The sequence below is a fragment of the Acidimicrobium ferrooxidans DSM 10331 genome (assembly GCF_000023265.1).
GTDB classification, from domain to species: domain Bacteria; phylum Actinomycetota; class Acidimicrobiia; order Acidimicrobiales; family Acidimicrobiaceae; genus Acidimicrobium; species Acidimicrobium ferrooxidans.
In genome coordinates this window covers 290,045-309,923 of record NC_013124.1, presented here as the reverse complement: position 1 = coordinate 309,923, position 19,879 = coordinate 290,045, and the positions used below count along the sequence as shown (strand labels likewise).

At 69.7% G+C, this 19,879-nt stretch carries 16 protein-coding genes and 1 tRNA gene; 9 read left to right on the top strand and 8 right to left on the bottom strand.

Annotation, left to right across the window (positions count from 1 at the left end):
* Window positions 1-104: 104 nt before the first annotated feature.
* Entirely contained in the window at window positions 105-1,391 is a 1,287-nt protein-coding gene (locus AFER_RS01540; protein WP_143711900.1) for an MFS transporter, read from the bottom strand.
* Between the two features lie 76 nt (window positions 1,392-1,467).
* On the opposite strand from AFER_RS01540, the gene AFER_RS01535 reads away from it, so the two are divergent.
* A complete protein-coding gene (locus AFER_RS01535) occupies window positions 1,468-2,340 on the top strand; it encodes a heavy metal-binding domain-containing protein (protein WP_015797768.1) in 873 nt (290 codons plus the stop codon).
* Window positions 2,341-2,474: 134 nt separating this feature from the next.
* Here the strand turns inward: AFER_RS01535 and katG are convergent, their stop codons facing one another.
* Both katG and AFER_RS01525 read right to left on the bottom strand, forming a co-directional pair.
* Window positions 2,475-4,655: a catalase/peroxidase HPI gene (gene katG, locus AFER_RS01530; protein ID WP_083769122.1), complete on the bottom strand. Its 2,181-nt coding sequence runs from the start codon at window positions 4,653-4,655 to the stop codon at window positions 2,475-2,477.
* Window positions 4,652-5,164, bottom strand: coding sequence for a Fur family transcriptional regulator (locus AFER_RS01525; protein ID WP_015797766.1), 513 nt, complete (start codon window positions 5,162-5,164; stop codon window positions 4,652-4,654). Before AFER_RS01525 ends, katG begins: the two co-directional genes overlap by 4 nt.
* 212 nt (window positions 5,165-5,376) lie before the next feature.
* Between AFER_RS01525 and AFER_RS01520 the strand changes: the two genes are divergently transcribed.
* From AFER_RS01520 to AFER_RS01505, 4 genes are all read left to right on the top strand, one after another.
* Window positions 5,377-6,765, top strand: coding sequence for a dihydrolipoyl dehydrogenase (locus AFER_RS01520; RefSeq protein WP_015797765.1), 1,389 nt, complete (start codon window positions 5,377-5,379; stop codon window positions 6,763-6,765).
* Between the two features lie 89 nt (window positions 6,766-6,854).
* Window positions 6,855-7,784 carry a universal stress protein gene (locus AFER_RS01515; RefSeq protein WP_171788929.1) on the top strand — a complete coding sequence of 310 codons (930 nt, stop codon included), beginning with the start codon at window positions 6,855-6,857 and terminating at the stop codon, window positions 7,782-7,784.
* 10 nt (window positions 7,785-7,794) lie between these two features.
* Window positions 7,795-10,233 carry a plasma-membrane proton-efflux P-type ATPase gene (locus AFER_RS01510; protein WP_015797763.1) on the top strand — a complete coding sequence of 813 codons (2,439 nt, stop codon included), beginning with the start codon at window positions 7,795-7,797 and terminating at the stop codon, window positions 10,231-10,233.
* 4 nt (window positions 10,234-10,237) lie between these two features.
* Window positions 10,238-10,717, top strand: a complete 480-nt coding sequence (locus tag AFER_RS01505; protein ID WP_015797762.1) for a universal stress protein — start codon at window positions 10,238-10,240, stop codon at window positions 10,715-10,717.
* Here AFER_RS01505 and AFER_RS01500 read toward each other — a convergent pair.
* Both AFER_RS01500 and AFER_RS01495 read right to left on the bottom strand, forming a co-directional pair.
* A complete protein-coding gene (locus AFER_RS01500; protein WP_041661616.1) occupies window positions 10,711-11,490 on the bottom strand; it encodes a crotonase/enoyl-CoA hydratase family protein in 780 nt (259 codons plus the stop codon). The genes AFER_RS01505 and AFER_RS01500 overlap by 7 nt on opposite strands.
* A gap of 78 nt (window positions 11,491-11,568) precedes the next feature.
* Window positions 11,569-12,474 (bottom strand): hypothetical protein, encoded by a 906-nt coding sequence (locus tag AFER_RS01495; RefSeq protein ID WP_041661615.1) that lies wholly within the window; start codon window positions 12,472-12,474, stop codon window positions 11,569-11,571.
* A gap of 178 nt (window positions 12,475-12,652) precedes the next feature.
* Between AFER_RS01495 and AFER_RS01490 the strand changes: the two genes are divergently transcribed.
* Window positions 12,653-13,348, top strand: a complete 696-nt coding sequence (locus AFER_RS01490) for an FMN-binding negative transcriptional regulator (protein ID WP_015797759.1) — start codon at window positions 12,653-12,655, stop codon at window positions 13,346-13,348.
* Here AFER_RS01490 and AFER_RS01485 read toward each other — a convergent pair.
* Window positions 13,345-14,748, bottom strand: a complete 1,404-nt coding sequence (locus tag AFER_RS01485; RefSeq protein WP_015797758.1) for a DEAD/DEAH box helicase — start codon at window positions 14,746-14,748, stop codon at window positions 13,345-13,347. The two genes, AFER_RS01490 and AFER_RS01485, sit on opposite strands and share 4 nt — an antisense overlap.
* Before the next feature lie 354 nt (window positions 14,749-15,102).
* Between AFER_RS01485 and AFER_RS01480 the strand changes: the two genes are divergently transcribed.
* From AFER_RS01480 to AFER_RS01470, 3 genes are all read left to right on the top strand, one after another.
* Window positions 15,103-15,744 (top strand): methylated-DNA--[protein]-cysteine S-methyltransferase, encoded by a 642-nt coding sequence (locus AFER_RS01480; RefSeq protein ID WP_015797757.1) that lies wholly within the window; start codon window positions 15,103-15,105, stop codon window positions 15,742-15,744.
* A complete protein-coding gene (locus tag AFER_RS01475) occupies window positions 15,741-17,975 on the top strand; it encodes an FUSC family protein (RefSeq protein ID WP_015797756.1) in 2,235 nt (744 codons plus the stop codon). Before AFER_RS01480 ends, AFER_RS01475 begins: the two co-directional genes overlap by 4 nt.
* Window positions 17,976-18,042: 67 nt before the next feature.
* A tRNA-Thr gene (locus AFER_RS01470) sits at window positions 18,043-18,114 on the top strand.
* Window positions 18,115-18,217: 103 nt separating this feature from the next.
* Here AFER_RS01470 and AFER_RS01465 read toward each other — a convergent pair.
* A complete protein-coding gene (locus tag AFER_RS01465) occupies window positions 18,218-18,697 on the bottom strand; it encodes an SRPBCC family protein (protein WP_041662003.1) in 480 nt (159 codons plus the stop codon).
* A 245-nt stretch (window positions 18,698-18,942) separates the two neighbouring features.
* Window positions 18,943-19,641 (bottom strand): maleylpyruvate isomerase family mycothiol-dependent enzyme, encoded by a 699-nt coding sequence (locus AFER_RS10725; RefSeq protein WP_143711898.1) that lies wholly within the window; start codon window positions 19,639-19,641, stop codon window positions 18,943-18,945.
* Window positions 19,642-19,879 lie beyond the last annotated feature (238 nt).

The following is a 19,879-nucleotide window of genomic DNA, read 5'->3' as shown; positions in this document are numbered from 1 at the left end:
GTACGAGCCCCGCACGAAGGATCATCGGAGTTCGAACCAACCCGACCATGACGGCACGCCCGGAGCAGCGTCGCTTCGAGTTGGGCCTCCTACGGCACGATTATCTAGTCGATGGGGGCCGTCGCAGCACGCTGGCCGCTCGATCCCGAACGTTGTCGTCCCCACAGGCTCGCAGCGACGACGCCGGCCGCGGTTGCGACCCCGAAGACGAGCACCGCCCACGCGGACCCCAGCCAGCTCGCAAGCTCGCCGAGCACGAAGGCGCCCACCGGTGTCGTACCGCCCATGAGCAGCACATAGATCGCCATGACTCGCCCACGCAGCGTCGGCGGAGCGAGCATCTGCAGCCTCGTGTTGGCGCTCACCGAAGCGAGCACGCCAAAGAAGCCACCCGCGACGAGCAGCAACCCTGCAACCAGCATCGAGCGCGCGAGGCCGAGACCGATCAGCGAGAGTCCGAGAGCAGTCCCCGCAACGACGAGCCGCCGCTGCGTCGCCTGTCCCAACGCTGATGCCAGCAACGACGCGACGAGGGCTCCCGCGCCGAGCGCTCCCATGAGCAACCCGAGCCCGTTCGCATGCTCGTGCAGTGCAAAGCGAGCAACCAGGGGTACGGCGACCTGCCAGTTGAACCCGAACAAGCCGACGAAGCCGAAGACGAGGACCACGCTGCGAACCGGCGCCGCCCCAATCACGAACCGAAGTCCCGAACCGAGCTCGCTCAGCATGCTGCCGGCGGGTCGCTCGCGCCGAACGGCCCGAGCGCTGTGGGAGGCGATGAGGATCAAGACGGCCACGACCGGCAGAAAACTGACGGCGTTCACCCACAGCGCCGCGGCGACTCCCAGTGCGGCGATGAGCGCGCCGCCAACCGCACCTCCGATCATGCGTGCTGCGTTGAACTGCACGCTGTTCAACGCGATGGCCGGAGCAAGCAGCTCACGCGGTACGAGCTCCGGCAGGAATGCCTGCTGGGTCGGGTTGTTGATCGCGTTCGTCGCCCCGATGGCGAGCGCAAGGATGTCGACGACCCAAATCGGGGCCTCATGGCTCGCGACAAGGAAGCCGAGCATCGCTGCCCAGAAGGCCAAGAGCAGCTGCGTGACGAGCAAGAGGCCACGTCGTGACACACGGTCGGCGATCGCCCCGCCAAAGAGGCTCAGCACGAGCACCGGCAGGAATTGCAGGGTCGTGACGATACCGACGGCCGAGGCCGATCCGGTGCGCTCGAGGACGTACCACGGAATGGCCACCGCCTGAGCCCAGGATCCGATGCCCGAGAGCAGCTGGGCCACCCACCATGCACTGAAGCGCCTCACACGAAGCGCAGCACGCGCGTCGGCGAAACCGCGGCGCTCACCACGACCGCCCGCCATCTGCGCACGTGTCACCACTGCCAGCGTAGGCGCTCAGCGCCGATGCGCCCCAGGTGATAGCGTCAGCGTGTCGCTCTTCGAGGAGGCCACCATGCCCTTGTTCCGCCCCGACCCGTCAAACGCGCAACCGGGAACAGCACCTGCCGCCTCGGGTGCCTACGAACCACGCGCCGCTGAGGAGCGTCTCGCCCACACCCTCGGACGCGATCCACACGGCGTCTTCACGTCCGATTTGTCGGTCTCCGAATACGTCCTCCTGGAGGAGGCTGGATTCGAGCCCCTCGGGTTCGTCGTCGGCTCGTCGATCTACCACGTCGGCCTGCAGGTCGCACGCTGGGGACAGAGCCAGGAACTCCAGGTTCTGACCCAGGCGATGTACGAGGCTCGTGAACTCGCCATGACCCGGATGCGCACCGAGGCTGACCAGCTTGGTGCTGATGGCATCGTGGGCGTCAACCTCACGATGCAGATGTACGTCTGGGGACAAGATGTGCTCGAGTTCATCGCCACCGGCACCGCGGTGCGGTCTCTGTCGGGCGCAGGCGCGCACCGTGCTCCCGACGGCGGGCCCTTCACGTCAGACCTGTCCGCCCAGGACTTCTACCGGCTCCTCGCGACAGGGATCGTCCCGGTCGCGTTCGTCCTCGGCACCTGCGTGTACCACGTCGCCCACCAGAGCGTGTTCGGCTCGCTCCGTCAGTCGATGTGGAATCAGGAGATGGTCACCTTCACCGAGGCCATCTACCAGGCACGCGAACTTGCGCTGACCAGGATGCAGGCAGAGGCCACCCGAGCTGGTGCCAACGGGATCGTCGGGGTCTCCGTCGAGGTCGCGAACCACGTCTGGGGTGAACATGCGACCGAGTTCCTCGCGGTCGGGACCGCCGTACGTCGGCTCGCTGACGAGCACCGCCTCCCCGACACGTCACCGAAGCCGACGTTCGTCCTCGGCCTGGACGGCTGACACCTGAGCTCGGCAGCCCGCGCACGCCGGCAAGCCTGGCCGCGGCCTGGATCCTTCGCCGTCCGGCCGGTGCCGATGGTCGTGGCGGGAGGGGCATTCACCCCTCCCGCCGACGCGCTCGTATGGACGCGACCTCAGCGCACGTCGAACCGGTCTGCCATCATGACGGCGTCCCACGCCTCGACGAAGTCGCGCACGAACATCGCCTGACCGTCGTCACTCGCGTAGGCCTCGCAGATGGCCCGAAGCTCGGCATTGGCGCCGAGGACGAGGTCGACGGCGCTTGCCGTCCATCTGGGAGCACCCGAGACACGATCGACACCGACGTAGGTCTGATCCTCGCCGGTCGCCGGACGCCACTCGATGCCCATGTCGAGCAGGTTGCGCACGACGTCGGTGCTGAGGACGCCTGGACGCTCCGTCAGGACACCGTGAGGGGAGCCGCCAGCGTTCGCGCCCAGCGCACGCATGCCGAGCACGAGCACCACCATCTGTGGGGCGTTCAGCCCCATGCGGCACGCCCGCTCGACGAGCAGATGCTCGAGCGGCACCTTCTCTCCCGGTCGGGCCCAGTTGCGAAAGCCGTCGGCCCGTGGCTCGAGGACCGCGAAGCTCTCTGCGTCGGTGTCGGCTTCGGTCGCATCGGTCCGGCCGGGCGTGAACGGCACCGACACCTCGACGCCGGCCGCACGAGCAGCGTCCTCCACGGCCGTCACGCCGCCGAGGACGATCAGATCGGCGAGCGAGACACCGACCGCAGGCCCATGGCGCTCGTCGAAGCCAACCTTGATGGCCTCGAGGACCGCGAGCACGCGAGCGAGCTCGGCCGGATCGTTGACCGCCCAGGTTCGCTGTGGCAACAGGCGTATCCGGGCACCATTCGCTCCACCACGCCGATCGGTTGTCCGAAACGTCGAGGCGGAGGCCCAGGCGGTGCGTACCAGCTCAGCAGTCGTGAGCCCACTGGCGCGGATGAGATCCTTGAGCTCTGCGATCTCCGCCTCGCCCACGAGGCCATGGGTCACCGGTGGCACCGGATCCTGCCACACGAACGTCTCGCTCGGGACCAGAGGACCCTGATAGCGGCTCACCGGACCGAGATCTCGATGGATGAGCTTGAACCAGGCACGTGCGAACGCGTCGGCCAGCTCGTCGGGATGGTCGCGGAAGCGCAGGGCGATCTCGCGATAGATGGGATCCTCGCGAAGAGCGAGATCCGTCGTGAGCATGGTCGGTGCGTGACGAACCGTCGGATCGTGCGCGTCGGGCACCGTTCCTTGCGCTTCGGGGTTGCGTGGGGTCCACTGGTACGCGCCGGCTGGGCTCCGCTCCAGTTCCCAGTCGTAGGCGAAGAGCTGCTCGAGGAACGTGTTGTCCCACTGCGTCGGCGTCGGGGTCCAGATGCCCTCCGGGCCACCCGTGTAGGTGTCGTTCCCCATACCCGTGCCGTAGGTGTTGCGCCACCCGAGGCCCTGCTGCTCGAGGGGAGCACCGTCCGGCTCGGGGCCGACGAAGCTCGCCGGTGCCGCACCGTGGAACTTGCCGAAGGTGTGCCCGCCCACGATGAGCGCCACGGTCTCGGCGTCGTTCATCGCCATGCGCCGAAACGTCTCGCGGATGTCGCGCGCGGCAGCCAAAGGATCGGGGTGACCGCTCGGACCCTCCGGGTTGACGTAGATGAGACCCATCTGCACCGCACCGAACGGGTTCTCGAGCTCGCCCTCCTCGTCATGGCGCTCGTCGCCCAGCCAGGTCCGTTCGGGCCCCCAGTACGTGTCGAGCGGTGGTTCGAAGGCGTCCTCACGCCCGAAGGCGAAGCCGATCGTCCGAAGACCCATCGCCTCGAGCGCCACGTTGCCCGCGAAGACGATGAGATCGGCCCAGGACAGCGCACGCCCGTAGCGCTGCTTGATAGGCCAGAGCAACCGCCGCGCCTTGTCGAGGTTGGCGTTGTCGGGCCAGGACCCCACCGGGGCAAAACGCTGCGCCCCGCGGCTCGCCCCACCGCGTCCGTCGGCGATGCGATAGGTACCGGCCGAGTGCCACGCCATGCGGATGAACAGCGGCCCGTAGTGGCCAAAGTCAGCCGGCCACCACGGCTGGGACGTCGTCATGAGCTCGATGAGGTCCCGCCGGAGCGCCTCCACGTCGAGCGATGCGAGTGCCGCACGGTACTCGAAGCTCGGACCATAGGGCGATCGATTCGGAGCAGGTCCATCGAGAACCTTGAGGTTGACCTGATTCGGCCACCACTGCTTGGCCGCATTCGCGAGCTCGACGGTGTGCAGCACCGGACAGCCCTGGGCGTCTGTCATCTCATCCATTGCGTACCTCCACGGATGCCAGTGTCGATGTCCGCATCGACCCTCTCGGAGTGCCTTGCGCGCTCGCCATCGCGACATGCCGGACACAGCCCCCAGAACGTGACCTCCGCCTCGTCGAGGAGGTAGCCGTGCGTCTCGGAGGGCGTGAGGCAGGGCCGCTCGCCGACCACGCAGTCGACGTCCACCGTCGCACCGCAGCTTCGGCACACGATGTGGTGATGATTGTCGCCGACGCGCAGCTCGTAGCGGCCCGGACTCCCTGCCGGCTCGATGCGGCGGGCGAGTCCTGCCTCGACGAGCGCCTGGAGGACGCCGTAGACCGTCTGGTGCGACACGGTCCCGAGTTCGCCTCGCACCTCGGCGATGATCGACTCGGCATCGGCGTGCGGGTGGCGCTCCAAGACCCGCACAACGGCGAGCCGCGCAGCGGTGACCCGCAGACCTGCCGCGCGAAGCTGCTCGGTCGCGTGCGTCGCACGGCGCTCGCCGTCGTTCTCCATGACGTCCAACCTAGCACACTTCCAACCTTGGATCCATTCCAATATGGGACCTTCTTCCCTTTTCTGTCCCTTTCTGTGCCCTCGCAGCCCCCGCCGCGCCGAGGCGCTCCAGACTCGTGACGAGCGCAACCAGCCGCTCGCCGACGCCCACGGGCGTGACGGGAGAGGACGCCAAGGCTGCGCTACGGTCGTCATCGACGGTGGAGGTCACCATGGCACGAGAAGCAACCGCAGATGTCGTCATCGTCGGAGCCGGAGGTGGTGGCTACCCTGCGGCGTTCGCGCTGGATCGGGCCGGCCGCTCGGTGGTGCTGGTCGATCCGATCGGCAACCTCGGAGGCAACTGCCTTGCTGAGGGCTGCATTCCATCCAAGGCCGTTCGCGAGGCAAGCCTCATCCGTGCGCGCTCGACGCGCGCCGAGACCTTTGGCCTGAGGGGCACCGCGCTCGACGTGGACTGGTCGGGGGTGCTCGCACACAAGGACCGTGTCCAGCGCTTGCGCTACGAGCAGCACACCGACGAACTGCGAGCCTCCACGATTCGGTTCATGACGGCGACCGCCCGCATCGACGATGCCGAACGGATCGCGATCGAGGAGGCCGACGGTTCCACGACGCTCGTCCGCTTCCACGACCTCGTGCTCGCGACCGGCTCCGCACCGAGTCGCCTCGCCATTGCAGGCGCTGATCTCGCCGTGACATCGCACGAGCTCTTCCGCCTCGGTGCCGATCTCCCGTTCCCATCGCGACCCGTCATCATCGGCGGGGGCTACATCGGCGTCGAGACCGCCTCCATGCTGGCGAACCTGGGGGCCGCACCGACGATCCTCGAAGCAACCGGAGGCCTGCTGCCGGGCTACGACGCGGCGCTTGCGACGGGCCTCGCGAGCCTCCTCGGCCAGCGCGTGCAGCTCCACGTCGACGCGCTCGTGCGGAGCATCACGCGCGTCGGCAGCGACTACGAGGTGAGCTGGCAGCACGGCGGCGACGTCCACGTCACCCGGGGTGATCTCGTGATCATGGCCACGGGCCGCCACGTCCAGCTCCCCGAGGGGATCGACGCGCTCGGGCTTGCTCCCGACCGCGCGCCGACGGTCGATGCCCAGCTTCGAACCTCGCACCCACGTGTGTGGGCCCCAGGTGACGTGAATGGACGGACCCCACTGTTCCACGCAGCCGTACGCCAGAGCCTGGTCGTCGCCCACTGCATCATGGCAGGGGGTCGATCTACCGACGCAATGGACTTCGATGCGGTGCCCACGACCGTCTTCACCGAGCCCGAGGTCGCGAGCGTCGGACTGACGGAGGTCGAGGCGCGGACGCGCCATGGCGACGTCATGGTGGGTCACTACGACTTCGCCGGTGATGCGCGCGCCCAGATCCTCGACGAACGCGAAGGGTTCCTCGCCCTCATCGCAGAGCCGCACCGCGGCACCCTGCTCGGCGCCCAGGTGCTCGGCGTCGACGCAGCGCAGCTCATCGCGCCGCTCGCGCTCGCGATCCACGCCGGGCTCACGGTGGACCAGCTCGCGACGATGGCCTTCCCCCACCCCATGGCGTCGGAGGGCATCGACCGAGCCGCCCGATCGCTACGACCGTAGGATCACGGGCCCATGAGCCGGTCGGCAGGCTCCCCATGACCAAAGGTCCCTGGTCGAGCCGTCGAGCGAGCCCTACACTCACGGACACGGTGGCAAAGGAGGTCGTCATGGCAGAGCGCGTCGTCGTCGGCGTCGATGGCTCGGACGCATCGCTCGGCGCCCTCCGATGGGCGCTCGACGAGGCCGCCATCAGGGGTGCGACGGTCGAGGCGGTCACCGCATGGCAGGGCGTGGCCGCACGTGGAGCCGACGTCCCCGACCCAGCACTCGACGACGGGATCGCCGAGGCCGCCCGACGTGTGCTGGCTGATGCGCTCCAGGCCACGTCGGTCCCGCCTGGGCTCACGGTCGACCCGGTCGTCTCAGAAGGCGGCCCCGACCACGTCCTCTGCGATCGCAGCATCGGAGCGTCGCTCCTCGTCGTCGGATCACGTGGGCGGGGCGGCTTCGAGCGCCTGCTCCTCGGCTCGGTGAGTTCGGCCTGCGCCCGCCACGCGGCGTCCCCGCTGCTCATCACACGGCCCGGCCACGCAGGCGACGCGCCTCCGCGGTCCGGCCGCATCCTGGTCGGCATCGACGGGTCCGACGGATCGCGCCGAGCACTCGCCTGGGCCAAGGATGACGCTCGCCGCCGAGGGTGGTCCGTTACGGCGCTCTCGGTCTGGTCCGACCCCTACGAAGGAGATCTCACCTTCGAGCTCCAGGCCCCGAGGTTCCAAGTCGACCACGAGGTCGCGCTCCGCGCGGTGCGCGAGCGCCTCGAGGCGGTCATCGACGAGACCGCCTCCGTCGCGCCTTCGGTCGAGGTCGAAGCCGTGGTCGTAGGCGGCGACCCGCGACGCGAGCTGTGCCACCACGCCGAGGATGCAGACCTGCTCGTCGTGGGGCGCCGAGGCACCCACTCGCTCGCGGCACTCCTCCTCGGGTCGATCGCGACGACGTGCGCCCACCACGCACCGGTCCCCATCGTCATCGTGCCGGACACCACGGACCTCCCGCAATCTGCGACCGATCGCTGAGCGAGGCCCGATGGCGGACACGGAACCGACGACATCGGATCCCTTCCAGTCTGCGACCAGCCCCTCGGCGCCCGAGCCCGCAGGCCTCACCGAGCGCGAAGCCGCGTCTCGACTCGCCGCCATCGGCCCCAACGCCGTCGCACCCGAACGGCCACACGTCCTGCGGCGCTTGCTGTCCAAGCTCACCGGCCCGATCGCCTACCTCCTCGAGGCTGCGGTCGTGCTCGAGCTGCTCGATCACCACCTCACCGAAGCGATCATCATCGCCCTCCTGATCGTCTTCAACGGCGCCCTGAGCTTCGTCCAAGAGGGCAGGGCCGACGGCGCGCTCGCACTGCTGCGCCAACGACTCGCCGTACAGGCTCGCGTGCGGCGTGACGGCACCTGGCGCACCGTCGACGCCGCCGACCTCGTCCCTGGCGACGTCGTCCACGTCCGCGTCGGCGACATCGTCCCCGCCGACCTCGACGTCGTCGACGGACGCATCTCGCTCGACGCATCCGTCCTCACCGGCGAATCGCGACCGGTCAACCTGGATGGCTCGGGGACGTGCTACTCCGGTTCGGTCGTCGTGCGCGGCGAGGCGACCGCCGTCGTGAGCGCGACCGGCGAGCGCACCTACTTCGGTCACACCGCACAACTGGTGCGGACGGCGACGACCCAGAGCCACCTCGAGCAGACGATCCTGCGTATCGTGCGGGCCCTGCTCGCCTTGGACGCTCTGCTCGTGGTCGCGATCGTCGTCGACGGTCTCGTTCGCCATCTCGACCCCGCAACCCTCGTCCCGTTCGTCTTGATCCTGCTCGTCGCGGCGGTTCCGGTCGCCCTGCCGGCGACCTTCACGCTGGCGAGTTCCGTCGGGGCGATGGCGCTCGCGCGCGAGGGCGTGCTCGCGACGCACCTGAGTGCGATCGAAGAGGCCGCGGCGATGGATCTGCTCTGCAGCGACAAGACCGGCACCATCACGCAGAACGTCCTCACGGTCACGGCGGTCACCCCTTTCGGCGACACTTCCCGCGACGACGTGCTCGGCCTCGCCGCAGCCGCCTCCGACGCAGCCACCCAAGACCCGATCGACCTCGCGGTGCTCGCTCGCACACTGTCGCCAGCCGGACCAGGTGAGCGCGTGCAGTTCACGCCGTTCGATCCTGCGACCAAGCGCTCCGAGGCGCTCTGGCGCGACGCGGCCGACACCGAGACGCGCATCGTCAAGGGCGCGCCAGCGACCGTCGCCAGCCTCTGTGAGAACCCACCCCCCGGCCTCGACGACGCCGTCGCGGCGCTGGCCTCGGGCGGCGCGCGGGTCCTCGCGGTCGCGCGAGGCACGACGACCCTCGAGCTCGTCGGCCTCATCGCCCTCGGCGATCCTGCTCGCCCCGACTCCGGCGCGCTCGTCAGCCACCTGCACGAGCTCGGCGTTCGGGTCATCATGGTGACGGGCGACACACCACAGACGGCACTCGCGGTCGCTCGGGAGGTCGGCATCGGCGAGCGCCTCGGTGACCTCGACGACCTTCGGCGACGAAGCGACGGCCCGATCGACGTCGACGTCATGGCGAGCGTCCTTCCCGAGGACAAGCTCCTCCTCGTCGAGCGGGCACAGCGACGCGGCCATGTGGTCGGGATGACCGGCGACGGCGTGAACGACGCCCCCGCGCTCAAGCGTGCGGAGGTCGGTATCGCGGTCTCGAACGCGACGGACGTCGCCAAGAGTGCGGCGAGCCTCGTGCTGACGAGCCCGGGCCTCGGCGGCATCGTCGCGGCCGTCGAGACCGGGCGTCGTGTCTACCAGCGCATGCTCACGTACACACTCAACAAGATCGCGAAGACCTTCCAGGTCTCGCTGTTTCTCGGTCTCGGGCTCCTCGTCATGAACACCTTCGTGACGACGCCCCGACTCGTCCTCCTCCTGCTGTTCGCCAACGACGTCGTCACCATGTCGCTCGCCACCGACCGTGTCAGCTACTCCCCCTCCCCGGACCGTTGGCGAGTGAACCAGCTCGCCCTGGCCGCCCTCGTCATCGCTGTGCCGTGGCTCCTCGTGGCCTTCGCCACCGTCGCGATCGGACGCGACGTGCTCGGGCTGTCGCTGGCATCCACGCAGACGCTCGCGTTCGTCATGCTCGTCGCAACCGGTCAGGCGACGGTCTACCTCGTGCGTGAACCCGGCCATCTGTGGACCTCGCCCCCGAGTTGGTGGCTCGCCCTCACGTCCCTTGCCGATCTCGTGATCGTGGCGGTCCTTGCGACCACGGGCATCCTCATGGCCCCCGTACCGTTCCCAGACGTCGTCGGCCTCATCGGTGCCGTCGGGGTGCTCACACTCGCACTCGACACGATCAAGGCGCCTCTGCTCAGACAGGTACGGAGCGCACCGTCGAGAGCGGAGCCATCGGCGGCCCTCGCTCCAGCGGGCGCTACCGAGGCCACGACCGGAAGGAGGACATGATCTGATGGCCGAACTGATCGTCGTCGGCGTCGACGGCTCCCAACCAAGCCGACTCGCGCTCCGTTGGGCGCTCGCCGAGGCCGCCCTGCGCAGCGCGACGGTGCGCGTCGTGCATGTCTGGCGCTCGCCCTACGACTACGAACTCGCTGGAGCGGGCGATCTCGGACCGATCGCCGACGACACGGCATTGGCAAGCGCGGCTCGACGTGTGCTCGACGACGTGCTCGCCGACATCGACGAGGACCATCCCACCGTCGCCGTCGAGTCGGTCCTTCGAGAGGGAGACCCCGCTGAGCAGCTCTGCGTCGAAGCCCGCGACGCCCAGCTCCTCGTCGTCGGCGCGCACGGACACCGCCCCTTCGCCGATGCACTCATCGGGTCCGTGAGCGCCCGCGTCGCGCACCACTGCACGGGTGCGGTCGTGATCGTCCCTGATCTGGGCGCGGCCCGCCATCGTCAACGCAGCCACGTCCCTGGTCATTGATCCAGTGGCCGTCCGTGCCGTCCCGCCCCACGGCGAAACCGCCCAGCACCGGCTCTCGCCTCTGCCTCGAGCGGACGCTGACCTGCGACGAACTCCGTGCGAAGCGCGTCGGCTTCGGACTGTCCCTCGGCCGCATACAGTGCCGCGCGATCGCTGCGCAAGCACGCCTGCGGAAACCCAGCGAGCTGCCTCGCCAGCTCCGTCGCCGCATCCAGCGCGGCCCCTCGACCGACGACGCGATTGACGAGTCCCATCGCGAGCGCCTCGGTCGCGTCGACCGCCCGACCCGTCAAGATCAGGTCGAGAGCCCGCGATCGACCGATGAGCCGCGGTAAGCGTACGGTCCCGCCGTCGATGAGGGGAACGCCAAAGCGACGGCTGAAGACCCCGAGCACGGCGTCCTCGGCCGCGACCCGTAGGTCACACCAGAGGGCGAGCTCGAGACCCCCGGCGACCGCCCAGCCCTCGATGGCGGCGATGACCGGCTTCGAGAGGACCATACGGGTCGGGCCCATCGGACCGTCACCGGTCGGGTCGAGACGATTCTCGCGCTCGGTCCCGAAGGCCCCGAGATCGGCACCGGCACAGAACGAACCGCCGGTCCCGCTCAGCACCGCGACAGCGGCCTCGTCATCGGCGTCGAAGGCTCGGAACGCATCGGCCAGTGCCTCGGCGGTCGGCCGATCGACGGCGTTGCGCACCGCGGGCCGATCGATGAGGACCGTCCACACGGCACCCGCTCGCTCGATGCGCACCGTCGCTCCCACGCCCATCGCCTCCGCGCCTCACGCTAGACCACCGAGGCGGCGGGCGCACGCCGCCTCGCCGACGGCGATGGTGCTCGGGAGCCGCTAGGAGCGCGCTCCTCTCGAGCGCCACCAGCGCTCGGCACCGGCCGCGACGCCAACGCCGAGCAGTCCGTAGAGCGCAAGCACGCCTGCTGCGTGCGCCCCGATCGCCGCCTCGGCGATGCCCGAGGCGACCGCGAAGTCCCGCACCCCTACCGCCAGCACCACACCGGCACGTGCAGTCGTCCCAACCAGCATCGCCATCGCGAGCGCAACCGCCGCACTCCCAACGATGACGAGCGCGAAGCTTCCGATCGCAGCCACGTCAGCGATGGCGATCGGCGCCAACGTCCCCACTTCGACGCCGAGGGCGAGGAGCGCGAGTGGGCTCACGAGACGCCCAGTGCCGCGAACCCAAGGACGTCGGACGAGACGCGCGACCCCCATCCCGATCGCTCCCGGCAGGGCCACCTCGAGCGCCAGAGCGACGAGGACGCCGTTCGACGCGACATGCCCCGAGACTGCGAGGAGCCCGAGCACGGGGCCCGCAACCACGACGCTCAGGATCGCCGAGCCCGCCACGAGCACCGCCGCAGCGCGGGCTGCCTCCCGCCCCACCAACGCCGCCAGACCGATCGTTGCGATTTCGCTGGGCGCGACCCCGAGGCACAGCACCGCATCGCGAAGCGGGCCGGACTCGATCGCGGCGACGAGCTCGGTGACGACGACGATCCCCGCCTGGGCAACGACGACGACGAGCACCAGTCGCCAACGCGAACCTGACCGCACGCCACTGCCAGCGCCCACGGTCACGGCGCTCGCTGCGACGAGCAGTGCGAGCGTCGGCCCGATCGCGACGGCACCTCCCCCGCCAAGCCGCCCAACGCCGACGCCGATCCCGACCGCGACCACGAACAGGATCGCCAGATGGTCCTCGAGCCACTCCGCCATCATCCCCTCACGACCCATGCCTCGGACGAGACTCGTGCGCCGTCGTCACCTACGAGTCCGCACAAGCGCTCGTGCGCAGCGCGAAGGCTAGGGCGCGCTCGACGGCACCGTGTGGGTCCGCGTGGCGATCGTGTTACGCTGCGCAGGTGCGCTGTGGCGCACCGAGAGCCGTCGCGACACACGCAAGGGACCTGCCATGCTGATTCACCCGTGGGACGCAGCCACCAGCGAGGACGAGTGGCGTCGTTGGCTCGCCGAGCACGAGCCGTTCGGCGTCCTCGCCGTCGCCAACCTCGACCCCGACGAGGCTCCCCTCGTCCTGCCGCTCCACCTCTCCCTCGTCGACACCGTGCTCGTTGCTCATCTCGCGCGCACCAATCCCGTATGGCCACACCTCGAGCGAGCCACGCGCGTGCGCGTCGCGTTCCACGGCGACTACGCGTTCATTCCGGGCTATTGGCGCGCGCCAGATGCGACGGCCCCGGCAGACGGCGTGCCGACGAGCTACTACAGCGCCGTTCAGTTCGTCTGTCGACCACGCATCGTCGACGACCCCGAGGCAAAGGCGGCGATCCTCGAGCGCCAGCTCGGCGATCTCCAGCCCGAGGGTCGTCACGCTGCCGTCGTCCCCGGCGAGCCGCCCTATGGCACCATGCTCGGCGCGATCCGAGCGCTCGAGCTCGAGATCGTCGAGGTCAGCGCCAAGTTCAAGTACGACGATCAGAAGCCGGTCGAGCTCCGTGATGCGGTGAGCGCGGCTCTCATCGAGCGCGACCACGGCCTCGATCGCGCCGCCGCCTCCCAGCAGCGACGTCGACTGGCGCTGCTCGGCGCCTGGCGAACACACGCACGCTCGAGCGCGCCGAGCAGCGACCAGACGCCTCGCGCCTAGCGCTCCGGACGACGAGGCCGACGAGGCGAAGCAGCCCCGCCTCTCGGTGCGTCCGCACGCGCGCTACGCGCGTCGCTCCGAACGGCGCCACCCTGACGCGAGCCGATAGAGCCACGGCGGGCTCTCGGATCGCGCTGACGTGGCACACCCCGCCCCTCGCTCGCCGCACGAGACTCTTCGACCTCGCGCCCGACGGCGGGACGGCGGCCCCCGACATGCTCGACGCGACCTGAGCCAGGAAGGAGAGCCGCGTCCGGTGCTCCAAGACCGTGCGGCAACCCGAGTTCGCGTTGGAGCGATCGGACGAAGGAGCGCTCACGTGGTCCGACCAACGAGACCACCGAGCCACGCCGACCCGCTCGACCAGTACGGCCCGAACGGTGGACGTAGTCGGTCGTCCGCTCTGGTGGATCGAAGTGGATCACGAGCGGCACGTCATCGACGTGGATGCCGCGTGCCGCCACGTCGGTGGCGACCAGCGCATCGATGCGCCCAGCACGAAAGCCCTCGAGGGCGCGTTCGCGTTGACGCTGATTGAGATCGCCGTGGATCGCGGCCGTCGCAAGGCCCTCGCCGCGGAGCCGCTCCGCGATCCGATCCGCGCCTCGACGGGTCCGGCAGAACACGACCGCCGGTCCCGCAGCTCGCACGGCGGCGGCCGTGACCTGGAGACGCTCGCTCGGATCGACGTTCCAGAAGTGGTGACCCACCTCACCCTGCTCGTCGTCCGGTCGCGTCACGACGTGGCGGACCGGGTCGTGGCACAGCTCGCGCACCAGCGTCTCGACCGGACCCTCGAAGGTCGCCGAGAAGAGCATCGTCTGACGTTCGCTCGACGTCGCCTGCACGAGACGACGCACCTCGGGCAAGAAGCCCATGTCGGCCATGCGATCTGCCTCGTCGACGACGACGACCTCGACGTGGCTGAGGTCGACGTCGCCACGCTCGCGGAGATCAGCCAAGCGACCAGGCGTCGCGACGACGACGTCGACGCCGCGGCGCAGCTGCTGGAGCTGGCGCCCGTAGCCAACCCCACCATAGAAGACCGCGACCGAGCGGCGCTCTGCACGTGCGAAGGCATCGAGTGCGTCCGCGATCTGCATCGCGAGCTCCCGGGTGGGCGCGAGAATGAGTGCCCTCGGATGCTTCGCGCGTGCGCTCGCGCTGACACGTGCGAGCACCGCAAGACCGAAGGCGAGCGTCTTGCCGGTTCCCGTCGGCGCCGAGCCAAGCACATCACGCCCAGCGAGGGCGTCCGGAAGCGCAGCGCGTTGAATGGGAGTCGGCTCGAGCAGCCCCTGGGCCGTCGCCACCGCCACGAGCGGTTCCGGGACGCCGAGGTCGGCGAACGACGAGCCAGCAACGGGCTTGGAGGTGGGCGTCGTGAGGTCAGCATGCATGAACGTAATGTCTCCTGTCGGCTCGAGAAAGAACGGCCGACTTGACACCACGGCCAGTGCATCACACCGGCCGAGAACTGATCTCGTTGGCCCGCCTGGCGTCACGAGGCGCCAGCGTCCGCGAGCCCAACGCTCACGGCATCGGAACCACCCTAGCTGGTGCGAGCGAGATCTCGACCAGGGGGACGGAGTCGGGCGCGGCCCGGCACCAGCACCTGCGAGGCGAGTAGACTCTCCCCAGTGGTCGCTAGCCAGCGCCGCCTGGTGGCCGCACCGTGACCGCACGGGGCGTCCCGAGCCGCAGCGCTTGCGCCGCGCATCGGGTTCTCTGTTGGAACACGAGGAGGCACTGCGGTGAGCAGCGCGCTGGCACCACATGGCATCGATGCCACAGCGATCAGCCCGCACGACGATCGGGGACCCCGAGGGGCTGGTCACGACGTCACGGCACGCCACGTGCGAGCGGACCTCGGTGACGACGGCAGAGCCAACGGACACGACGTGTCGTGGTCACTCGTCGAGACACCCCTCGGAACCGTGGCGATCGGCCTCAGCGATCGTGGGCTCGCGCGCATCACGTTCGACGCCGACGCGGTCGAGCCGACGCCCGGACTCTCGCCGCGACGTGCGGCGCTCGCCGTCGTCGTCGAGCGCGCGCTCGATGCATACCTCCGTGGGCGCCGCCGTGACATCGACGTCCCCATCGATCTCGCACCAGCACGCGGCATCGACGCGGCGGTACGCACCGCGCTCGTGCGCATTCCCTACGGCACCACCGCGAGCTACGGCGCCATCGCAGCCGCCATCGGTCGGCCCCGAGCCGCGCGCGCTGTGGGCACTGCGTGTGCCCGCAATCCGCTCCCGCTCGTGATTCCCTGTCATCGTGTGATCCGCGCAGACGGTGCGCCCGGTCACTACGCCGGCGGCGACGAACGCAAGACGTGGCTCCTGCGTCTTGAGGCCAGCACCGGAGCACTGGGGCCGGGGCTACGGTGACGGCGCTAGCGGCCTCGCGCCCGGCTCTCGATCTCCACCGATTCGATCGGCGCGGCCTGCGAGTCGCCGCTGGCGCTCGAGTAGCCCTCGCCGTCGCGGTCGCTATCACGGCCGGCGCGCTGAGCCACCATCTCGGGGGCGCCATCGAGGCAGCGATCGGAGCCATCATCGCCGGCATGAGCTCGCTCGAAGGTGCCTACCGATCTCGCATCGTGACCATGGTGGTCGGGGCGATCGTCTTCGCCGCCTCGGCCACCGTGGGGGCGACCCTCGGCCACGTCCTCGTAGCCGAGATGGCCATCCTCGCGATCTGGGGCCTGGCCGCCGGTTGGGCCGTCGCGCTCGGCCCTGCGGCTGGCGTCATCGGCCTCGAGGCCGTGCTTGGCGTCGTACTGTTCGCGGATCAACACCTGGCGCTCGGCCCAGCGCTCGTCGCAGGGTGGTGGACGCTCGCCGGTGGGCTCGGCGAGCTGCTCCTCGTCGGCTTCGCCCTTCCCTTCGTCAGGTCACCGATGGAGCGGACCGCCGCCGCGACGCTTCTCGCAGAGCGCGCCTCGACCCTTCGTGCGATCGGTTCTGCGCCTCCGAGCGTGCTCGACCTAGAGGGATCGGAGACGCTCCGACAGGCTCTTCGCGAACCGCAGCCCTTTAGCGACCCAGCGATCCTCGACGCTCTACGCTCCATCGCCGACGAGGCAGAGCGCATCCGCCTCGAGGCAGCCGCGATCGCCACGGCCCGAACCCATGTTCAGGTGGCGCTGGACGATGACGTCCCGGACGCACGCATCGTCGCCGACGCGATCGACACGGCGCTCACGGCGCTCGCCGACGGGCTCGACGTGCTCGCACGTCGGCTCATGACCCAGCGCCACCATGAGCCGCCGCCGACGATCGCGCGGATACTCGGCGTCGCCCTCTGGACGCTCGAGCGTGCAGGAGACGATCACGGAGCTCTCGGCGAGGGGGCTCGCGAGGCGACGGTCGCCATCGAGAACCTCGCCGCGAGCCTGCGCAGCCTCGACCATCTCGGCGCAGTGGTCCTGGGGCGAGCGGCACCGATGCGCCGTGCCGACGGCACGAATCTCCGCGTCGAGGGTGAGCTCCGCGCATCGCTCCACGACGCCATGGCGACGCTTCGACGGTCCCTGGCACCCTCGTCCGAGGTCGGTCACCATGGCGCACGTGTCGCGGCGACACTCGTAGTAGCAGTAGCGCTCGCGGCCTCGCTTCCGGTGGCCCACCGCTACTGGCTCCCACTGACGGTCATCTTCGTGCTTCGACCAGACTTCACGACGACGCTCCGTCGTGCGTTCGCGCGCAGCATGGGCACGGTCATAGGCGTCGGGCTCGTGACTGCACTGCTCGCGCTCACACATCCATCCACCGTCACGCTGGCCGCGGCGAGTGTCGCACTCGCCGGCCTTGCCATCGCGACCCAGCGCGCGAACTACCTGCTCTTCAGCTTCGCGGTGTCATCGCTCGTCGTCGTTCTGCTCGCCTTCACGGGAGCGCCTGCGCTCGGCCTCGCGATCGACCGCAGCGTCTACACGGTGCTCGGCAGTCTCCTCGCGGTGATGGCGGTGATCGCGTGGCCGAGCTGGGAACGAGGCCGAGTCGGCGAGCGGCTCGCCACCCTCCTGGAGGCGGATGCGCAGCACGCAGCGCTACTCGGCAGCGCGTGGGAGTCAGGCACCCCGACTGCTCGGGTCGCGGTCACCGATGCGCGTCGACGAGCACGGCTGGCGCGCCAGCGGGCAGAGGCCTCGGTCAGCCGCTGGCTCGACGAGCCACGACATTCGGGCTCCGACCCCGTCAACGACGACGAGCGGGTCCTCGGCGTCCTCGCCGCCGTGCGGCGCTATGTCTGGAGCGCCCTCGTGCTGGACCGACTCCTCGACCTCGAACGCACGACACCGGCTCCAAGCGTGCCCCTCGGACGCCTCGGCAACGACCTCGCGGACCTCCTCCAAAGCTGTGCGGCGGCGGCCCGCGGAGATCGGTTCGCCGTCGACGTCGCTCGCGCCCGCACGACCCAGATCGAGCTGGCGACCGCGCTCCTCGCATCCGAGTCCAGCGCACCTCACGTCAGCGAGCGCAACCGCGTCATCATGCGCGAGACCGATCGCATGGTCGCCGCGGCAACGACCATCGCCCACCTCCTCGCGGTCAGCACTCGGCCCCGCGATCGCGAGGGCCCCGAGGACCGTGGCCTCGCCCACGACGCTCGCTGAACCGTACGGCGAGCGGCGCTGCGGTGAACCCGACGTTCGGTGGAGGCAAGCTAACCTGCAGGCGCCCGCCGGCGTGGCGCAGTGGTAGCGCAGGCGACTTGTAATCGTCAGGTCGTGGGTTCGAATCCCACCGCCGGCTCTGCCAGGCCTTCGAGATCACCCGATCGACGTCTGAGGCATCGGCCTTGATCCACGAGCGAACGTTCGCCCCATCGAACACACGCTCAACGGCGTGCGCACGCTCAGGCAGGATCCGAGGCCTCGCGCTCTGCGAGTGCGCACAGCCGCTCGACCGATGCCATGAGCCGCTCGGAGGTCGTGGCTCGGGCCCGAGCGAACCGATTCGGATCGTTGAGGGCCGTCCAGTCGTACGTGTGGCGAACCAGCGTTCGCTCCGCGTCGAGGGGCTCGAGCTCCCAGCGCCACAGGTGCCCGGGCGGCTCCTTGCCGGGCTCAGCCGGCTGCCACGCGATGCGCCGACCCTCCTCGAACTCCACGACGTGGTTCTCCCGGACAGCGCCGGTCGTGAGGGTCGCGCGGAACACATCGCCGGCACGGGTCACACGCTGGTGTTCGCTCGCGGAGGCCACGTTCTCGTTCCCGTCCCACGACGCATGACGGGACGGGTCGGCGATCAGCTCGAAGATGGTCGCCGGTGTCGCGTGCACCTCTCGAGCGGCACTCACGACACGAACTTCAGGGACGTTCTCGACGTTGGTCATCGTCCCAGTGTGGTCGCCCTCGCCCTCGGTCACGGCCGTGTGCGAGACGCGCCGGCCAACATGGGACAACGATCCCCGAACAAGATGCGCTCTGAGGAGTCCCGACCCAGTGGTAACGTCGGTCGCGCGGAGCGTTCGTCGGGCAGCGGGCCGTGCTGCACGTGGCCGTCACCGTCGCCCGACAGGTCGTTGCCACATCCGCGCCGGCGCCGACACCGACCCGACAGCACCTGCGCACGACAACCTCAGATCCACGCAGGCATACCGAGCCCTGCCACCGCAGGGCCGAGCGTCTCGAGCGGGGTACGCCCGCTCAGAACGGCCACCGCGGTCGCGAGATCGACCTCCACGACCGGCGGTTCGACGCCCCAGGCGTGCTCACCGGCGACCAGCCGACACGGCGCCATGACGCTCCGCCTCGCCCACATGGCCACGATGTCGTCCGCGAGCGCGACGAGGAGGGCTGGAGGCATCGACTCGAACCCAACGCCCGCCGCGAGGTCCACGGCGTGCACCCACACCTCGCGACAACGCATCCACACCACCTCTCTCGCCACGATCGCGCGTCCGTCACGGGTCTCGACCGGGCGATCCCATGCCTCTGGAGCGAGATCGTGCATGCGTGCGGCGAGCTCGCCTCGCGCGCTCTCCGCTCGCGCGACGAGCTGGTCGCGAGGGAGGCTCGCCGTCTCGGCGATCGCTCGACGACGCGCCTCCGGTGAGGGGTACATCGGGGTCGGAACTCCCGTTGCAGCCCAGCGGAGCAGGTTGCTGAGCGCGTCGGCGTTCGTTGCGACGTGCGCGATGACCGTCGCACGATCCCATCCCGGGAGCAAGGATGGCCCTGTCAGGGCATCGGCCTCGAGCGTCGCCACAACGGCTGCGAAGCACGCTTCGCCCTCGACCCACCAGGTCTCCCACGACGCCTGAGCCGCGCGATCCATGAGCGGATCGTAGCTCACGCCACGTGGGAGGATCGAGACGGACGCCCGTCGATCGCACTGGTGTTCACCGATGGCGGTGTCGGCGCGGACGGCGACCTCTCGCGAGCGTCCACAGCGACGCACGCAGAGGATGACGTAGGCGCCACGCCCGACGCCGTGCTCGTCGGATGGAGCGTGGCATCGCCGCCCGCACCGGATGGCGAACACGCCAGAGACTCCGCATACCAACCTCCACTCG